The sequence below is a fragment of the Shinella sp. 1A1 genome, from assembly GCF_055379515.1.
The window spans coordinates 1329170-1347839 of record NZ_AP039672.1; the positions used below are offsets into that span (position 1 = coordinate 1329170).

16 protein-coding genes are annotated in these 18670 nt (G+C 66.4%); 14 read left to right on the top strand and 2 right to left on the bottom strand.

What is annotated here, in order from left to right:
- Positions 1-102 precede the first annotated feature (102 nt).
- The 3 genes from ACZ48C_RS22945 (at position 103) to ACZ48C_RS22955 (ending at position 2825) form a co-directional block, all read left to right on the top strand.
- Entirely contained in the window at positions 103-696 is a 594-nt protein-coding gene (locus ACZ48C_RS22945) for a GntR family transcriptional regulator (protein WP_464783093.1), read from the top strand.
- 116 nt (positions 697-812) lie between these two features.
- Entirely contained in the window at positions 813-1142 is a 330-nt protein-coding gene (locus ACZ48C_RS22950; RefSeq protein WP_415214845.1) for an L-rhamnose mutarotase, read from the top strand.
- A 171-nt stretch (positions 1143-1313) separates the two neighbouring features.
- Entirely contained in the window at positions 1314-2825 is a 1512-nt protein-coding gene (locus ACZ48C_RS22955; RefSeq protein WP_464783094.1) for a UxaA family hydrolase, read from the top strand.
- Between the two features lie 33 nt (positions 2826-2858).
- Here ACZ48C_RS22955 and ACZ48C_RS22960 read toward each other — a convergent pair whose 3' ends face one another.
- Complete coding sequence (locus tag ACZ48C_RS22960) at positions 2859-3893, bottom strand: aldo/keto reductase (protein ID WP_464783976.1); 1035 nt, start codon at positions 3891-3893, stop codon at positions 2859-2861.
- Between the two features lie 115 nt (positions 3894-4008).
- Between ACZ48C_RS22960 and ACZ48C_RS22965 the strand changes: the two genes are divergently transcribed.
- The 6 genes from ACZ48C_RS22965 to ACZ48C_RS22990 all read left to right on the top strand — a co-directional run bounded on the left by ACZ48C_RS22965 (position 4009) and on the right by ACZ48C_RS22990 (position 12000).
- Complete coding sequence (locus ACZ48C_RS22965) at positions 4009-4755, top strand: SDR family NAD(P)-dependent oxidoreductase (RefSeq protein WP_464783095.1); 747 nt, start codon at positions 4009-4011, stop codon at positions 4753-4755.
- A 156-nt stretch (positions 4756-4911) separates the two neighbouring features.
- Positions 4912-7509 (top strand): bifunctional lysylphosphatidylglycerol flippase/synthetase MprF, encoded by a 2598-nt coding sequence (gene mprF, locus ACZ48C_RS22970; RefSeq protein WP_464783096.1) that lies wholly within the window; start codon positions 4912-4914, stop codon positions 7507-7509.
- Positions 7506-8873: an AcvB/VirJ family lysyl-phosphatidylglycerol hydrolase gene (locus tag ACZ48C_RS22975; protein WP_464783097.1), complete on the top strand. Its 1368-nt coding sequence runs from the start codon at positions 7506-7508 to the stop codon at positions 8871-8873. The genes mprF and ACZ48C_RS22975 overlap by 4 nt, the downstream gene beginning before the upstream one ends.
- Before the next feature lie 322 nt (positions 8874-9195).
- Positions 9196-9597 carry a hypothetical protein gene (locus ACZ48C_RS22980; RefSeq protein WP_318913081.1) on the top strand — a complete coding sequence of 134 codons (402 nt, stop codon included), beginning with the start codon at positions 9196-9198 and terminating at the stop codon, positions 9595-9597.
- Between the two features lie 215 nt (positions 9598-9812).
- Positions 9813-11333, top strand: coding sequence for a DegQ family serine endoprotease (locus tag ACZ48C_RS22985; protein WP_464783098.1), 1521 nt, complete (start codon positions 9813-9815; stop codon positions 11331-11333).
- Positions 11334-11553: 220 nt separating this feature from the next.
- The gene (locus tag ACZ48C_RS22990; RefSeq protein ID WP_454634648.1) at positions 11554-12000 is read left to right on the top strand and encodes a VOC family protein; all 447 of its coding nucleotides are present in this window, start codon (positions 11554-11556) and stop codon (positions 11998-12000) included.
- Positions 12001-12019: 19 nt separating this feature from the next.
- On the opposite strand, the gene ACZ48C_RS22995 is transcribed toward ACZ48C_RS22990, so the two are convergent.
- On the bottom strand, positions 12020-12418 hold the full coding sequence (locus ACZ48C_RS22995) for a hypothetical protein (protein WP_245424754.1): 399 nt from the start codon (positions 12416-12418) through the stop codon (positions 12020-12022).
- Positions 12419-12794: 376 nt separating this feature from the next.
- Here ACZ48C_RS22995 and ACZ48C_RS23000 point away from each other — a divergent pair, with 376 nt between their 5' ends.
- Genes ACZ48C_RS23000 through nadE form a run of 5 tightly spaced genes read left to right on the top strand, consistent with a single transcriptional unit; the run spans position 12795 to position 18629 of the window.
- Positions 12795-13904 carry a hypothetical protein gene (locus ACZ48C_RS23000; protein WP_464783099.1) on the top strand — a complete coding sequence of 370 codons (1110 nt, stop codon included), beginning with the start codon at positions 12795-12797 and terminating at the stop codon, positions 13902-13904.
- Between the two features lie 5 nt (positions 13905-13909).
- On the top strand, positions 13910-15859 hold the full coding sequence (asnB, locus tag ACZ48C_RS23005) for an asparagine synthase (glutamine-hydrolyzing) (protein ID WP_464783100.1): 1950 nt from the start codon (positions 13910-13912) through the stop codon (positions 15857-15859).
- 2 nt (positions 15860-15861) lie between these two features.
- Positions 15862-16116 carry an acyl carrier protein gene (locus ACZ48C_RS23010; protein WP_464783101.1) on the top strand — a complete coding sequence of 85 codons (255 nt, stop codon included), beginning with the start codon at positions 15862-15864 and terminating at the stop codon, positions 16114-16116.
- Positions 16117-16131: 15 nt separating this feature from the next.
- Positions 16132-17652: a class I adenylate-forming enzyme family protein gene (locus ACZ48C_RS23015; protein WP_464783102.1), complete on the top strand. Its 1521-nt coding sequence runs from the start codon at positions 16132-16134 to the stop codon at positions 17650-17652.
- On the top strand, positions 17649-18629 hold the full coding sequence (gene nadE, locus ACZ48C_RS23020; protein WP_464783103.1) for an NAD(+) synthase: 981 nt from the start codon (positions 17649-17651) through the stop codon (positions 18627-18629). The genes ACZ48C_RS23015 and nadE overlap by 4 nt, the downstream gene beginning before the upstream one ends.
- Positions 18630-18670: the final 41 nt, after the last annotated feature.

Below are 18670 nucleotides of genomic sequence, written 5' to 3' on the forward strand. Positions count from 1 at the left end.
TCAGACCGCGGGGTACGTCCACCGGACACTGACACCCCTTCATTGACATCCTGTTATTCCAGGTGCTTTGGTTCAACAGGCTTTTATAAATTAACGGCGGCCATGGACATCGACGCATCCAACCTCAACCGATCCCTTCCGCTGCGCGACCAGATCTATCACAAGGTTCGCAGCCTGATTGTCAGCGGCCAGATGAAGCCGGGCGAGGCGATCAACGAGATGGCCATCGCCCAGACGCTCGGCGTTTCCCGCACGCCGGTGCGCGAGGCCGTCAAGCGCATCAGCGACGAGGGCCTCGTCAACGTCTTCGCCCAGACGGGCACCTTCGTCGCGCGCATCAGCATCCGCGACATCGAGGAGGCCTATGTCATCCGCAACGCGCTGGAGATGGAAAGCGCGCGGCGGGCCGCCGAAAAGCTGACGCAGGCGCAGGCCGAGGCGCTGGAAGACAATATCGCGGCGCATCGCACGGCGATCGCCCGCGGCCGCTACAGCGACGCCATCCAGCTCGATGACGCCTTCCACCGCACCATCGCCGAGGTGAACGGCTTCCACATGCTCTGGCGGGCGGTCGACATATCCAAGGCGCAGATGGACCGCGGCCGCTATCTCGCCATTCCCAAGCCGGGCTATGGCGAGCAGACGATCCAGCAGCACCAGGCGATCCTCAAGGCGCTGCAGCGCCACGACAGCTAGGCGGCGGCCAATGCCATGCGCGAGCACCTCAACACCTCGCTGCGCAACACGCTGGAAGTCGCCGTCGCCAACAATGCCTTCGGCTGAGCGGCTATCCCCATCCCACGGAGACTGACATGCAGCGAATGGGCCTTTGCATCGGGCTGAAACCCGAGGTGATCGACGAATACAAGGCGCTGCACGCGGCCGTCTGGCCGGATGTGCTCGCGGTCATCAGCGCGGCCAATATCCGCAATTACTCGATCTTCCTGCGCGAGCCGGAAAACCTGCTCTTCGCCTATTGGGAATATCACGGCAGCGATTTTGCGGCCGACGCCGCCGAAATGGCCCGCTCGCCCGCCATGCAGAAATGGTGGGAGATCTGCGATCCGCTGCAGCAGCCTCTCGCCACCCGCAAGGACGGCGAATGGTGGGCGCAGATGGTGGAAGTCTTCCATCACGATTGACCGGTGCGCCTGACCGGCGGCCACGCCGGCAGCCCTTCCGAAACGCATGGCAATCCATGCCCGCACGATGATGGGCGCGGGCGCGCTTGACCGCACGGCCACTGTTATATTAGTATTCAAATATCACAACCTTCCGCGGAACGCCCTGCGCGAACCCCGCCCGAGCATGCCATGGCCCGTTTCATCCAGCTTTCCGCCGCCGACAACATCGTCCTCGTGACCGATCCCTTCAATCCGGGCGATCTTGCGGGCGCGATCTCCGCGACCGCGCGCATCCCGCGCGGTCACAAGATGGCGATGACGGCGATCGGCAAGGACCAGCCGATCGTCAAATACGGCCAGGTCATCGGCTTTGCCCGCGAGTCCATCGCGCCCGGCGACTGGGTGCACGAGCACAATGTCTATATCCACACCTTCGAGCGGAACTACATGTTCGGCGAGGGGCTGAGGGAGACAAACGTGCTACCGGAGGCGGAGCGCGCGACGTTCCTCGGCTATCGCCGCGCCGATGGAAAGGTCGGCACGCGCAATTACGTCGCCGTGTTGACATCGGTAAACTGTTCGGCGAGCGCCGCCCGCTTCATCGCGGAGGAGATCAACAAGTCCGGCATCCTCAAGGACTATCCGAATGTCGACGGGGTCATCTCGCTGGTGCACGGCACGGGATGCGGCCTCGACGTCAACGGCGAGGCGCATGACCTGCTCAAGAAGACGCAATGGGGCTTTGCCACCAATCCCAATGTCGGCGGCGTGCTGATGGTCGGCCTCGGCTGCGAGGTCTTCCAGATCCCCCGCTGGATGAAGACCTATGGCGTCGAGGAGAATATCACCTTCCGCACCCTGACCATCCAGGAGACGGGCGGCACGCGCAAGACGGTGGAAGCCGGCGTCCGGGCGATCCAGGAAATGCTGCCGGTGGTGAATGCCCACAAACGCACGCCCGCGCCTGCCTCCGAGCTGATGCTCGCCCTCCAGTGCGGCGGTTCCGATGGCTATTCGGGCATCACCGCCAATCCGGCGCTCGGCGCGGCCGTCGACCTCCTCGTCGAGCAGGGCGGCACGGCCATCCTGTCGGAGACGCCGGAAATCTACGGTGCCGAACATCTTCTCACCCGCCGCGCGGAAAGCCGCGCCGTCGGCGAGAAGCTCATCGAGCGGATCCGCTGGTGGGAGGACTACACCGCCCGCCACAATATGGAGATGAACAACAATCCCTCCCCCGGCAACAAGCTCGGCGGCCTTACGACGATCCTGGAAAAATCGCTCGGCGCGGCCGCGAAGGGCGGCTCGACGAACCTGCGCGCCGTCTTCGAATATGCCGACACGGTCGATGCGAAGGGCCTCGTCTTCATGGATACGCCCGGCTACGATCCGGTGTCTGCGACCGGGCAGGTCGCGGGCGGCGCCAATATCCTCTGTTTCACCACCGGCCGGGGCTCCGCCTTCGGCTGCAAGCCGACGCCCTCCATCAAGCTCGCCTCAAATTCCTACATCTACGAGCAGATGCGGGAGGACATGGACATCGACTGCGGCGACGTCCTGAACGGCGTTTCGCTGGAGGAAAAGGGACGGCAGATCTTCGACCTCATCCTCCGGACCGCCTCCGGCGAACGCACGCGATCCGAAGAACTCGGCTATGGCGACCTCGAATTCGTGCCCTGGAACATCGGCGCGACGATGTAGGACCGGCGCGGCCCCGCAACGGGGCCACGGCCTTCAGGCGACAAGTCCTTCCCGCTCCAGCGTCTGCCAGAGCTCCGCCGGCACATCCTGCTCGAACCATTGCACGTTCTGCCGGACCTGCCCGGCATCGCGCGGGCCGATCAGCACCGCGGTCACGGCGGGATGGCGCAGCGGATACTGGATGGCGGCGGCCGAAAGCGGCACGCCGAAGCGCGCGCAGGCCGCCGTCAACGCGTCCACCCGCCGTGCGACCGCCTCGGGCACGTCCTGATAATTGAACCTGCGGTGGCCGCCGGGGCCGGCGGCGAGGATGCCGGAATTGAACACGCCGCCGATCATGATGCCCATGCCCGCCTGCCGGGCCTTCTCCAAAAGGTCGAGCGCATTCTGCTCCAGAAGCGTATGGCGGCCGGCGAGCAGCGTGCAGTCGAGGGCGGTTTCGTTCATCGCATCGAGCACGACGGCCGCCTCGTTCACCCCGAGGCCGAAGCCGCCGATAAGTCCCGCCGCCTTCAGTTCCTCCAGCGCGCGGAAGCCACCGCCCTTCGTCAGCGCCGACCAATGCGCCGCCTGCGCATCCCCATGGGTGACGCTGCCGATGTCGTGCACGAAAAGAAGGTCGAGCCGTTCGAGGCCGGTGCGCTGGCCGCTGTCGTCGAAGCTGCGCATGATGGCGTCATAGGAATAGTCGAAGACCTCGCGGAACGGCAGGCCGTTGTGCCAGCCGGAATCGAGCGCGTTCTTCGGCGGTGCCGGCGGCAGGTCGCGTCCCGGCCGCTCGCGCGCCATCAGCCGGCCGACCTTCGTGCTGACCGTGAAGGAAACATCGGGACCGGCCTTCTCGCGCAGGAAATGGCCGAGCAGATGCTCCGACCGGCCGAGGCCATACATCGGGGCGCTGTCGAAATAGCGGATGCCCGCCTGCCAGGCCGCTTCGAGAGCCTCCAGCGACGCCTCCGCAGAAACCGGCGCGTAAAGCCCGCCCATCGCCGCCGTGCCCATGCCGAGGGCCGTCACCGTCAGTCCCGTGCGCCCGACCGTCCTCGTCTCGCTTGCCCGCATGCAAATCTCCTCCTGCGGCGGCGCGAAAATCGCCGCCACCCTTGTTGCGATTGTTACACTAATATAATAGATCAGATCAAGCGGCGCACCGCGCCGGAGGAGAACGCAACCGGAGGAAGCCATGAACCAGATCGATCTTTCAGGCCAGCACGCAGTGGTGACGGGCGGGGCGCAGGGGCTTGGCTTCGCCATGGCCAAGCGCATCGTCGCCTCCGGCGCCACCGTCACGCTCTGGGATATCGACGAAAGCCTGCTGGCCTCGGCGCGCGAGACGCTCGGCGGCGCGGCAACGACCGCCGTCGTCGACATTTCCGACGGGGAGCAGGTCGACGCGGCCCGGCGGCGGACCGAAGAGATTGCCGCTCCCGCCTCGCTGCTCGTCAATTCGGCGGGGATCGCCGGCGCCGCCGCGCCGCTCGACACCTACGACATCGCCATGTGGAAGAAGATCATCGACATCAACGTCAACGGCACCTTCTACGTCAACCGCGCCCTCGTGCCCGGCATGAAGGAGCGCAACTACGGCCGCATCGTCAACATCGCCTCCGTCGCCGGCAAGGAGGGCAATCCGAACGCGGCCGCCTATTCGGCCTCCAAGGCCGCGGTCATGGGGCTCACCAAGTCGCTCGGCAAGGAACTCGCCGGCTACGACATCGCCGTAAACTGCATCACCCCGGCGACCGCGCAGACGCGCATCCTCGAACAGCTCACCCCGGAATTCATCGAATACATGCGCTCGCGCATCCCGCGCGGCCGCTTCCTCGAGGTCGACGAGGCTGCCTCCATGGTCGCCTGGCTGCTTTCCAAGGAAAACAGCTTCACCACCGCCGCGACCTTCGACCTTTCCGGCGGGCGAACCACCTACTGACCGCCCGCTCCGGGTCTGAAATCACAGGCTCCGGCGACGCACGCTCGCGTCGCCGGAAGGCGGTACACATTCTTCTTCTGCGTTCCGCAAAATATGTCCGATATTTGCCACATCTGCGGATAACATGCGCCCGTTGCTGCAGCACGGGTCGCATTCATGTCAGACGAAAATAGCGTGATCACCGAGGATCGGGCATCCTGGCTCGTCCGGTCGTTTCTGACATACAGGCTCTACATTCTCGGCCTGGCGAGCCTCCTGGTCTTCGCGCTGGTGGCGGTCGGGGTCTACCGGCTGACGGCCGAGGTGCGTTACGACGAGGTTCTGGCGGCGCTTTCCGCGACGTCGTGGAGCGCCATCGCGCTTGCGGCGCTCTTCACCGGGCTCAGCTTCCTCGCGCTGATCTTCTACGATTCCAACGCGCTGGATTACATCGGCCGCAGGAAGCCGTTTCCGGCCATCGCCGTAACGGCCTTCATGGCCTATGCCGTCGGCAACACGGTGGGCTTCGGGCCGCTCAGCGGCGGCGCGATCCGCTTCCGCGCCTATTCCCGCCTCGGCCTCCTGCCGGGCGACATCGCGCGCATCATCGCCTTCGTCACGCTGTCCTTCGGCCTCGGCCTTCTTTCGGTCAGCGCGCTTGCGACTCTTGCCGTCGCCCCGCGCGTCGCCGGTATCCTCGGCATCGACGCGCTCTGGCTGCGCGCCATTTCCGTCGTCATCCTCGTCGCGCTCGTCACGGTTTTCTATATCGGCCGCAACGGCCATGTCCTTTCCTTCAAGGGCCTGACCCTGCGCCTGCCGGACAGCCGCACGACGTCGCGGCAGTTCCTCGTTTCGGCGCTCGACATCGCCGCCGCCGCATCCGTGCTTTATGTCCTCCTGCCGGATACCCATGTCGGCTGGCCGACCTTCCTTGCGGTCTATGCGGTGGCCATCGGCTTCGGCGTGCTCAGCCATGTCCCGGCCGGCCTCGGCGTGTTCGAGGCCGTCATCATGGCGGGCCTTTCCAACGCGATCGGCATCGACCAGCTCCTCGGCAGCCTCGTGCTCTACCGGCTGATCTACTATATCCTGCCATTGCTGCTCGCCACCGTCCTGCTGCTGATCACCGAGACGCGGCATTTCGTGCTGAGGCCGGGCGTCGCGGAAGCGGCACAGCTCGCAGGCAAGCTCGCCCCCACGCTGATCGCCACCCTGTCGCTGGTGCTCGGCACCATGCTGATCTTCTCGAGCGTCGTTCCGACGCCCGATTCCAATCTCGATTTCCTCTCCAACTACCTGCCGCTCCCGATCGTCGAAGGGGCGCATTTCCTGTCGAGCCTGCTCGGCCTGCTGCTGATCGTCGCCGCCCGCGGCCTCGGCCAGCGGCTGGACGGGGCGTGGCTGGTGGCGCTCGGCGGCGCATGCGTCGCCTTCGCCTTCGCCTTCCTCAAGGGCATCGCCGTCGTGGAGGCGGGGCTGCTTGCGCTTTTCATCGTCGCGCTCATCGCCAATGCCCGCGCCTTCGACCGGCACAGCTCGCTGCTACGCCAGGCCCTCGGCCCCTCCTGGCTGGCCGCGATCGGCGTCATCCTCGCCACCGCCTTCGTCATCTTGCTCTTCGTCTACCGCGATACGGAATATGCGCACGAGCTCTGGTGGCAGTTCGAATTTTCGGAAGAAGCGCCGCGCGGCCTGCGCGCCCTCCTCGCCCTTGCCATCGCCGCCTCGGCGCTGGCCCTGTTCAGCCTGCTGCGGCCGGCGCATTTCCGCACGGAAGGTGCCACCGCCGCCGAGCTGGAACAGGCGGTCGCGATCACGATGACGCAGGACATGGCCGACGCCAATCTCGTGCGCACCGGCGACAAGCGGCTGCTCTTTTCCGCGTCCGGCCGGTCCTTCATCATGTACGGCATCCATGGCCGCTCATGGATCGCGTTCGCCGACCCCGTCGGGGTCGAGGACGAATTCGCCGAACTGGTCTGGCAGTTCGTCGGCGCGGCGCGGGCCGGCGGCGGGCGGGCTGCCTTCTACCAGATCTCCCCCGCGCTGCTTGCAGCCTGTGCCGATGTGGGGCTCAGGGCCTTCAAGCTCGGCGAGCTTGCGATCATCGATCTTGCCAGTTTCGAGATGAAGGGAAGCCGTTTCGCCAACCTGCGGCAGTCCTACAGCCGCGGCGCGCGCGACGGGCTCGCCTTCTCCGTCGCCCGGCCCGACGAGGTCGCCGCCGTCCTGCCGGAGCTGCGGGCGGTCTCCGACAGCTGGCTCGCCCACCACAATGCCAAGGAGAAGACCTTCTCCCTCGGTGCCTTCGAGGAAGGCTACGTGCTTTCCCAGCCGGTCGCCGTCGTGCGGATCGAGGATCGCATCGTCGCCTTCGCCACGCTGATGGTGACGGACACCAGGGCGGAAGCGACCGTCGACCTCATGCGCTTTGCGCCCGACGCGCCCAAGGGCACGATGGATTTCCTTTTCGCCAGCATCCTCGACTATCTGCGCGGCGAAGGCTACCGGCAGTTCAACCTCGGCATGGCGCCGCTTTCCGGCATGGCGCGGCGCGAGGCCGCTCCCGTCTGGGACCGGGTCGGCGGCACGCTCTTCGAGCACGGCGAGCGCTTCTACAATTTCAAGGGCCTGCGCGCCTTCAAATCCAAGTTCCATCCCCGCTGGGAACCGCGCTATCTTGCGGTGACGAACGGCACGGGGGCGGCCTTGGCGCTGATGGACGTGACCTTCCTCATCGGCGGCGGCGTCAAAGGAGTGATTGCCAAATGAGCCTACTTCATTCTCTTGCAGCGGCCGGCCTCATCGCCAGCCTCCTGCCGCTGGCTGCTGCGGCGCAGGATGCACCCCGCACGTTCACGACCGGCATGATCCCGCCCGGCCACATCTTCATGCCGGATGGCGCACCGGACGCGAGCGTCTTCCTGATTTCCGGCGCCGCCGGGTGGGGCGACGACGAGGAGAAGCAGGCGGCCGCCCTTGTGGAGAAGGGCGCGGCCGTCGTCGGCATCGATTTCCCCGCCTATATGAAGACCCTCGCGGCCGACGACGGCGACTGCGTCTACATGATCTCCGACGTCGAATCGCTCGCCCACCAGGTGCAGCGCGCGGGCGGCGCGACGAGCTACAACCCGCCTGTCCTTGCGGGCATCGGCGAGGGCGGCGCGCTGGCGCTCGCCATGATCGCGCAGAGCCCCGCGGCCACCATCGACGAGGCCGTGGTGGTCGATCCCGAAGCCGGGATCCCGCTCGACAAGGTTCTCTGCACGCCCGCCTCCAAGACCAAGGCGAACGGCCGCACGATCTACGGCCTGACCGACGGGCCGCTTCCCGCCGCCGTCACCGTGCTTCTCACCGACAAGGCGCCGAAGGACGGCCGCGACCATGTCGCGGCGCTCAAGGCCGCCCATGACGATATCGACATACGCGATGCGGACGGCGCGCCGGCGGATGCGCTGGCGCAGGCGCTCGCCGACCGGATGGATGCGGCCGGCGACACGGATTCCCCGCTCGGCCTGCCGCTCGATATCCTCAAGGCCAAGCCCGCCTATGACACGATGGCCGTGGTCTATTCCGGCGACGGCGGCTGGCGCGATATCGACAAGCAGGTGGCGGGCGCGCTGCAGCAGCGCGGTATTCCGGTCGTCGGGGTGGATTCGCTGCGCTACTTCTGGTCCGAGCGCAAGCCGCAGGAAACGGCGGACGATCTGGCGCGCATCATCGAGGCCTTCCGCAACGAATGGAACGTGGAGCACGTCCTGCTCATCGGCTATTCCTTCGGCGCCGACATCCTGCCCGCCACCTACAACCTGCTTTCGCCGGAAGACAAGGCGCGCGTGCCGCAGCTCACGCTCATGGCGCTGTCGCATCAGGTGGATTACGAGATTTCCGTGTCCGGCTGGCTCGGCGTCGCCGGCGAAGGAGCAGGCGGGGATCCGGTCAAGGACATCGCCAAGATCGATCCCAAGCGCGTGCAGTGCATCTACGGCGCGGACGAGGACGACGATCCCTGCCCGACGCTGAAGGCCTCCGGCGTGGAATCGATCAGCATCGACGGCGGCCACCATTTCGACGGAGACTACGACGCGCTGGCCGAACGCATCATCGCCGGCCTCAAGCAGCGTCTTGCGAAATAGGTGGCGTTGCCGCGAAAATTACAGCCCTGTCATGTTCGGCGGGATCGTGCGGTACTGCGCGATCCCGCCGATTTCTTTCAAGCCGCTGATTTATTAAAATAAAAATCACCTGGCACTCAAGGCGATCTCGCCGATCCGGGCAATAATTTGGCAAATCGGCCCATCGGAACTTTATTTAATTGTAACATGACCCTGGCGGTCCGGCGGGCCTATAGATGATGTCAGGCTGGATGCCGCCGGTGGGAGATGGAACCCACGACGCGACGACATCGGACAGCCGGCGGGAAGGACATGTCTTTCCCCACCATTCAGGAGACGCATCATGCGCTCGACACTCAAAACCATCACAGTCGCAACCTTCGTTCTTTCGCTCGCCGCCGGCGGCGCCCTTGCCGCAAACCCTTCATCCCACCACGAGGGTCATCATCCCGGAACGCCGAGCATGAACGACACCCGGCCCGGCATGCCCCTCATGGTTCGCCATGTCCGCCTCGATCGGGTGCTGGGCGAACTCGGCTCCGCGCAGCAGTCCATCCGCCAGGATGAAGCCATGCACAGGCTTTCGGCCAGCGCCTATCGCCGGCTGGAAGGCGAGGTCGGTGCCATTCGCAGCCGCGCGATGACGGTTGCCGACATGCACGGCGGCGGCCTCCCGCGGGCGAGCTACCAGCACCTGCAGCAGGATATCCACAAACTCGATCGCGATATCGTCCGGATGAGCTGACCCTTCTGCCGGCGGGCGACATTCGGCCCGCCGGATAGCCGGCCGCCGCCCCTCTCGGCCGCGGCCAAGGAGCGGGCCGGGCGTCACGCTGGCGCTCCGCCCCTCTGAAAATCCCGAACCCATGAACACGCAACCGGCCGCCCTCGCTGCCGTCGGTTTCGCGCGCCAGATGCCGGCACCACGGGCATTGCGGCGCTGACAAAAGGAAGACGACCATGACCAGGATTCTTGAAAAGCATCGTGTCGCAGCGCTTCTCGGCGTTGCCCTGCTGGTGGTGCCGGTGGCAGCCTCCAGCCTTGCCGGCGCCAGGCCCGCCCATGCAGCAGCGCCGCCGGAAACCTTCAATGCCGCCCTCACCCAGGGCTCCTTCGCGCCGATCGTGGCGGCCGACAAGCCGGCCGTCGTCACCATCATGACGACGCTGAAGGTGGAGAACACGTCCTCGCAGGACGGGGCCTCGCCGTTCGGCGGCGATTCACCCTTCGACCAGCAGTTCCGCGACTTCTTCGGCGAACGCCAGATTCCCTTGCCGCAGCAGCGCCCGGCCGAACGGGCCGCAGCACTCGGCTCCGGCTTCGTGCTGACCAGCGACGGCTATATCGTCACCAACAACCACGTCATCGACAAGGCGACCACGATCAAGGTGGCGCTCGACGACGGCACGGAATTGCCGGCCAAGCTCGTCGGCACGGATTCGAAGTCCGACCTTGCTGTGATCAAGATCGACAGCGGCAAGCCGCTCGCCACCATCGGCTGGGGCGATTCCGACAAGCTGCGGGCGGGCGACCCGATCCTCGCCATCGGCAACCCCTTCGGCATCGGTACGACGGTGACGGCCGGCATCGTCTCGGCCCGCGGCCGCGACCTGCACAGCGGGCCCTATGACGACTTCATCCAGATCGACGCGCCGATCAATCACGGCAATTCCGGCGGCCCGCTCGTCGGCCTTGACGGCAAGGTGGTCGGCATCAACACCGCGATCTATTCGCCGAACGGCGGCAGCGTCGGCGTCGGCTTCGCCATTCCTTCCGACCAGGCTCAGGGCATCGTGGCCAAGCTGATGAAGGACGGCTCCATCGCGCATGGCTTCATCGGCGTGCAGATCCAGCCCGTGACTTCCGACATCGCCGATGCCATCGGTCTTGCCAAGCCGGTCGGCGCCCTCGTGGCCCGGGTCGATGACGGCACCCCCGCCGCCAAGGCCGGCATAAAGTCGGGCGACGTCATTACGGCGCTGGCCGGCAAGGCGGTGAACTCGCCGCACGAACTGTCGCGCATGGTGGCCGATCTTTCGCCCGGCGCGAAGGAAAGCCTGACGGTCTGGCGCGACGGCGGCAACAAGGACCTGTCGATCACGGTCGGCAACAATGACGATACGGACAAGCAGGCAAGCGCTGATACCGGCAGCCAGCCCAGCCTTCCCGGCGCTCAGGGCGTACCGACCCTCGGCGTCCAGCTCGGCGACCTGACGCCGGACGTGCGCGATTCGCTCGGCCTGCCGGAAAGCGAGACGGGCGCGATCGTCGAAGGCGTCAACCCGGACAAGCCGGCCGCCGATGCCGGCCTCCAGCCGGGCGACGTCATTCTCTCGGTCAACCAGAAGTCCGTCCATTCCGCCCGGGAAGCGAAGGCCGCCGTCGCGCAGGCCGGCAAGGCCGGCCGCAAGGCCGTGCTCCTGCTCGTCCAGCGCCAGGATGCACAGACCTTCGTCACCGTGCCCTTCGCCGCCGGCTGACGGACGCTTCTTACCACATGCGGTGCCGCCCGGTGATCATCGGGCGGCATCGGCGTTTTGGCGGAGGCCGCATCCGCCCGTCGCATCGCCGGCGTTGCGGCAAATGAGAGACAGACCGGCCGCGGGTTGACTTGCCGCACCATTTACGTTGATATCAATTCATTGGCGGACCCACCCCATGCAGCAGCATGCGGGCAACGAGGAGAAGGAGGAGCCGACCATGAAGATCGTGACCAGCCTGAGTTTTCAGGGACAGTGCCGGGAGGCATTCGAGTTCTATGCCAGAGTTCTGGGCGGCAGGATCACCGCCGCCTTTCCCTATGGCGAGGGACCGCCCGGCATGCCGATCAGCGATCCGAAATACAAGGACTGGCTGATGCATTGCTGGCTGGAGGTCGGCGATCAGGCGCTGATGGGCGCGGACATGGATGCCGCCTGGGCGCCGAACATCGAAAAGCCCAAGAACGGTTTCGACGTCACGCTGCACACCACAGACAAGACGGAGGCGAAGCGCTGGTACGATCAGCTCTGCGAGGGCGGCCGGCCCGCCATGCCCTTCGGCGAGACATTCTGGTCACCCGGCTTCGGTTCGCTGGTCGACCGGTTCGGCGTGCCCTGGATGATCAACACCATCCCCTCCGCTGACTGGCGGCCGCCGCAGGGTTGAGGGAAACCGGAAGCGCCGGTCAGGAGACGGAGCGGCGCTCCTCTGCAGGAGCCATCGGCTTTTTGCTTGCACCGGAAAACAATTGCGCCATGCCGGAATGCAGCAGGCTGCCCGCGAACAATCCGCCGATGCCGCCCGCGGCCTTCACCGCCGCGTCGGCAAGGTGCGGGTGCCGTGTCGGTGAGACGAACTGGAACAGCTCCGCCCCGACCGCCACCAGCACCACCAGCGCGGCGACTGCAAGGCGGTGGCGCGGATAGGCGAAGACGAACAGTCCCGACAGGACCGCATAGGCGGCTGCCCGGTCGAAATCGGTGGAAACCACGTCATGCGGCCGATAGCCGATCGGCGAGACCGTCACGAAGAGGATGGCGGCAAGGCCAAGCCAGGCGCCGATACGAATAAGGCGGGTCAACATCGCTCGTGTTCTAAAGCATTCGGGTGAGAGTAACAGCCTTTTGTGCGGGGAATCGCGCCAAAACAAGGCGCAAGTGGCGGCATGCCGCATGGTTCCCCGTTTCCCGGACGGCAATCGGATATGAAGAAAGCCGTTGCCCCAATTCAATGGAGGAACGGCAGCGTCGAACTCCATATGCGATAGCCCTGCGGCTCCCCGGACATTAGAACAGTCTTTACGATAAACAGCTTTCGAGCGCCCGCAACGCCTCGGAACCCGCCCTTGCCGGGCCGACACCGTCGTTCCTTGACCTTTTCTTCATCCGTCTCCCGTAAGCAGGCTCGTGGCGTCTGCCGTCTGCGGGGAACCGGACGGGACGACCTCCGGGTGGATTGCAATGTCGAGCGTACGATCATTTGAGGCGGGGGACATCGGGACGGTCGCGGACCTTTTCCAGCGCCTGCTGCGCAAGACCGACGCCCCGGCAAGCGCCGACCTGAAATCCTATCTCGGCACGCTTTTCCTCAATGACGAAAGCCTTCGCACCGGCCTGACCTCACGCGTGCATGTCCGCGACGATGGCACGGTCGCGGCTTTCCTCGGCGTCCTGCCGGTGGAAATGGAATTCGAAGGGCGCCGCCTGCTGGCGGCCAATTGCGGCTCCTTCGTCAGCGACGACAGGGACCCCGATCCCTTTGCCGGCGCACGCCTGCTGCGCGAGGTTCTCTCCGGCCCGCAGGACCTTTCCTTCAGCGAAACCGCGAACGAGATATCGACGGAGATGTGGCGCGGCGCGCGGGCGAGCGTTCTCGGTCCCTACAGCCTGGAATGGCTGCGGATCCTGAAACCCTCCGCATTCGCGCTGGAGGCGGTGGCGGGACGTCTGCCCTTCGCGCGGGCGGCAAGGCCGCTTGCCCGGCTTGCCGATGCCGTCCTGTGCCGACGCCGCGAGAAGCCTGTCTGGTTTCACTACAGACCGCTTCCCGGCAAGGCGGACAGCTTCGTCGCTGTCCCGGCGAGCGACGACGCGTTCATCGCAGCTTTCCTGAAATTCGCCCAGGCCTTCGCCCTGCGCCCGCGCTGGGAGCCGCCGGTGCTGGAAGCCATGCTGCGCCATGCCAGGCGCAAGGCGTTCCATGGCGAACGCGTCCAGCACCTGGTCAAGGCCCGCTCGGGAGCCGTGGTCGGCGCCTATCTCTATTACGGCAATGCCGGCGGCGTCGGCCGCACGGTGCAGCTTCTCGCGGCGCCCGGGCAGGAATCCGTGGTGATCGACTGCCTCATCCGCAATGCCTATGAGCGGGGCCTCGTTGCCATCCGCGGCCGTACCCTGCCGCCCCTTCTGCCGGCGATGGTCGGCAAGAAATGCGCCTTCGTCCACGGCGCCGCAACGATCGTCCACACCCGCGACCCCGCGCTCCTCGAAGCCATGACGGCCGGAAAGGCCTTCATCAACGGCCTTGTCGGAGAAGGCTGGACGCGCCTCATCGGCGATCGTTTCGAGTAGCGGCGATGTGCGGGATAGCGGGATATCACGGCAATGCTATCGCCCCGGACCGGGCGGCGGAATGCCTCGGCCGCATGGTGGCGGCGCTCAGGCACCGCGGGCCGGACGCCGAGGGAACGCTCCTGCGCGGCGAGACGGGCCTTGCCCATACCCGCCTTTCCATCGTCGGCCTTCAGGACGGCGCACAGCCGATGACCAGCGAGGACGGCAGGCTCGCCGTCTCCTTCAACGGCGAGATCTTCAACTATGTGGAGCTGCGCGAGGACCTGAAGGCGCGCGGCCATCGTTTCCGCACTGCCTCGGATACGGAGGTTCTGCTCGCCGCCTATGCGCAGAAGGGCCTCGAATGCCTTGCGGATTTCAACGGCGACTTCGCTTTCGCGCTGCACGATGCCGCAACCCGCACGCTGGTTCTCGCCCGCGACCGCATGGGCGTGCGGCCGCTGTTCCATACCGAACATGAGGGCACGCTATTCTTCGCCTCCGAGCCGGGCGCGCTCCTCGCCCTGCCGGGCATGACGGCCGAGATCGACCCGGTGGCGCTCGACCAGATCTTCACGCTCTGGTGCCCCATTCCGCCGCGCACGGCCTATCGCGGCATATGGGAACTCCCGCCCGGCCACATGATGATCGTGAAGGACGGCGAGCGCACGATCCGGCCCTGGTGGCAGCTTTCCTATCCCGACCGAAACGACACGCCCCCGCCGCGCCGGATGGAGGAGCAGGCGGAGGAGCTGCGCGCGCTGCTGGAGGATGCCACGCGCATCCGCCTGCGCGCCGACGTGCCCGTGGGCGCCTATCTCTCCGGCGGCCTCGACTCCTCCCTCGTTGCCGCGCTCGCGGCGCGGACGGTGACGCACGGCCTCAGGACCTTCTCGCTGACCTTCCGCAGCGCCGAACATGACGAGCGCGACTGGCAGCGGGAGATGGCCGCGACGCTCGACGCCGAGGCGGACAGCGTCGAATGCTCTTCCGCCGAAATCGCCGCACGGATGCCCGATGCCATGCGGCATATCGGCTGCCCCATCCTGCGCACGGCGCCCGTCCCGCTCCACCTGCTCTCGGCGCGCGTGCGCGAGCGTGGCATGAAGGTCGTGCTGACCGGCGAAGGCGCGGACGAGATCTTCGCCGGATACGACATTTTCCGGGAAGCCCGCGTCCGGCGCTTTTGCGGCCGCATGCCGCAATCCGCCCGGCGCACCCGCCTCTTCCAGCGGCTCTATCCCTACCTGCCGGGCCTGAAGCAGCAGACGCCGGACTATCTCGCCCGCTTCTTCGCCTTCGGCTCCGAGGCGCTCGACGATCCGCTTTATTCCCACCGGCCGCGCTTCCGCTCCACCGCCGCGGCGAAGCTGTTCTTTTCCGCCGCCCTCAAGGAGGCCATCGGCGACTACGATGCGGCGGCGGACCTTGCCGCGCAGCTGCCGCCCGACTTCTCCCGCTGGCATCCACTGCATCAGGCGCAATATCTGGAAACCGCCTTCTTCCTGCCCGGCTATCTTCTCTCCAGCCAGGGCGACCGGGTGATGATGGCGAATGCCGTCGAGGGGCGCTTCCCCTTCCTCGATCCGCGGGTCGTGTCCTTCGCCGCCGGGCTTGCGCCCGATGCGAAGCTGCGCGGGCTTCGCGAAAAACACATCCTCAAGGAGGTCGCCCGCGGCCTCGTGCCGGCCCGGATCATCGACCGTGCCAAGCAGCCCTACCGCGCGCCCGATGCAGAAGCCTTTGCCGGCGCGGCGAAGGTCCTCGACACCGTGCTCGCGCCGGAACGGCTCACTGAAGCCGGGCTGTTCAATGGGCAGGCGGTCGGCAAGCTGAAGGAAAAGGTTCTCAAGGGCGAGGCCACGGGCTTTCGCGACAACGCTGCCTTCATCGGCATCCTGTCGACCCAACTCCTGCGCGACGGCACGGCCGCGCAATCGTCACAACCCCTATCGAGCATCGGAAGAAGCTGAGAATGACCGCAGAAACCCAAGCCACGATCCGCGCCTTCATCGTCGAGAACTTCCTGTTCGGCGACGAGAGCCACCCGCTGCCGGCCGATCTGTCGCTGATCGACAACGACCTGATCGATTCCACCGGCATCCTCGAACTGGTCGGCTTCCTCGAGGAGCGCTTCGCCATCAAGGTCGCGGACGCGGACATCGTGCCGGCCAATCTCGACACGATCGAGCGGATCGCCGGCTTCATCTCGCGCAAGCAAGCGGCCTGACGGCGGAAACGGGCCATGCGGATCGAGCAATATCTCCGGCAGAGGGCCGCACGGGACGGGGCGAAGACCGCCATCGTCGCGGGCGACCTGCGGCTGAGCTACCACCGCTTCCTCGATCTTTCCGCCCGCATGGCAACGACGCTCCGGGCCGGCGGTGTCGCTCGCGGCGACCGTGTCCTCATCCTGCTCGACAATGGCTGGCAGGCCGCTGTCGCCGTCCTCGCCACCTGGCTGGCGGGCGCCGTCATCTGCCCGGTCAATCCGTCGACGAAGGCCCCCCGCCTTTCGCAGATCGCCGCCGACTGCACACCCGCCCTCGTGATAACCGAGGCGCGGCTCGAACGGCTCGTCGCAGGTGTCGCGGAGCTTGCCGATACGCCGCGCCTCGCGACGGGAGAGGCGGGCAGCTTCGAGGCCGGCCTGAACGCCGCGCCATTGCCCGCGGAAGACCTACCGGACAGCGACCTTGCCACATTGATCTATACGTCGGGCTCGACCGGCGTGCCGAAGGGCGTGATGCTCGCCCATGACAACATGGATGCCGCGGCCCGCTCCATCGCCTTCTATCTCGAAAACACCGCCGCCGACACGCTCCTCGTCGTCCTGCCGATGTCCTTCGGCTACGGGCTCAACCAGCTCGTGACCGCGATGCTGACGGGCGCGACGCTGGTGATCGAGAAATCCTTCGCCTTTCCGCAGGCGGTCTTCGAGAGGATCCGCGACGAGCGCGTCACCGGGTTCGCCCTGGTGCCGGCCATGGCCGCGATGATGATGCAGGCGCGGGATCTCGATCCTTCGCTCTTTGCGGGCCTTCGCTACATCACCAGCGCCGCCGCGCCGCTGCCGCCGGCCCATCTCGACTGGCTGCGCGCCTTCCTGCCGCATGTCCGCGTCTTCTGCATGTACGGCCAGACCGAGTGCACCCGCATCGCCTATCTGCCGCCCGGGGAGATCGAGGCCCGTCGCGGCTCGGTCGGCATCGCCATTCCCGGCGTGCGGACCGAGGTCGTGGACGAGGCAGGCGTTGCCGTTCCGCCCGGCACCGTCGGCGAACTGGTCGTCACCGGCGCGAACGTGATGCGCGGCTACTGGCGGAACGAGGCGGCGACCAGCAAGGCGTTGCGCCCGGATCCGCGGACCGGCGCGATGCGCCTCCATACCGGCGACCTCTTCACCGCGGATGCGGACGGCTACCTCACCTTCGTCTCGCGCACTGACGACATCATCAAGTCCCGCGGCGAGAAGGTCGCGCCCAAGGCGGTGGAAGACGTGCTGCACCGCATGCCCGGCATTGCCGAAGCCCTCGTCATCGGCGTTCCCCACGACGTTCTCGGGCAGGCCGTCAAGGCACTCGTCGTCGCCTCGGATACGGCCCTCACCGAACGGGACGTCATGCGCTTCTGCGCGCAGAACCTCGAGGACCACATGGTCCCGAAGATCGTCGAATTCCGGCAGTCGCTGCCTAGAACCGATTCCGGCAAGGCAAGCCGCAGGCTTGCCGCCGAACCCGCCCCCATCACAGGATCGAACGCATGACCGCACAGACATCCCACAGACCCGCCTTCGCCCCGCTGGTGCTCGATCCCGAAGCGGAGGTGGAGCGCATTACGGGATGGATGCGCGAACGGCTGCGCCTCGACCTGCGCAAGCGCGGCCTCGTGCTCGGCCTTTCGGGCGGCATCGATTCCTCTGTCTCGGCGGCGCTGGCCGTGCGGGCGCTCGGCGCGAAGAACGTCTTCGCGCTCTTCATGCCGGAAAACGATTCCGACCCGGAGAGCCTGCGGCTCGGGCGGAGCGTGGCGGAAACCTTCGGCATCGACAGCGTCGTTGAGGATATCGGGCCGGCGCTCGCGGCGATGGGGTGCTACGAGCGGCGCGATGCCTTCATTCGCGAGGCGGTGCCGGAATATGGAACCGGCTGGGCCTCCAAGATCGTCTTCGACAATCCGATGACGACGGGCGGCTACAACATCTCCTCGCTGGTCGTCCGCTCGCCGCAGGGCGAGACGCGCAAGGTGCGCCTCGGCGCCGGCGCCTATCTCGGCATCGTCGCGGCGACGAACATGAAGCAGCGCACCCGCAAGCAGCTCGAATACTACCATGCCGACAGGCTGAACTTCGCCGTGCTCGGCACGCCGAACCGGCTGGAATACGACCAGGGCTTCTTCGTCAAGAACGGCGACGGAGCGGCCGACATCAAGCCGATCGCCCATCTCTACAAATCGCAGGTCTACCAGCTCGCCGCCCATCTCGGCGTGCCGGCCGAAATCCTCTCCCGCCCGCCGACCACGGATACCTATTCACTGCCGCAGACGCAGGAGGAATTCTACTTCGCCCTGCCCTACGACAAGATGGACATCTGCCTCTACGGTCTCGAAAATGCCGTGCCCGCCGATGCGATCGCAGAGGCGACGGGGCTCAAGGCGAGCGACGTCGAACTGGTCTGGGCCGACATCGCGGCCAAGCGCAAGGTCGCGCGCTACCTGCACAGCCAGCCGCTGATCATTTCCTGACGAAAAAGGCCGGGACCGCCTCACGCGTCCCGGCCTTCCTG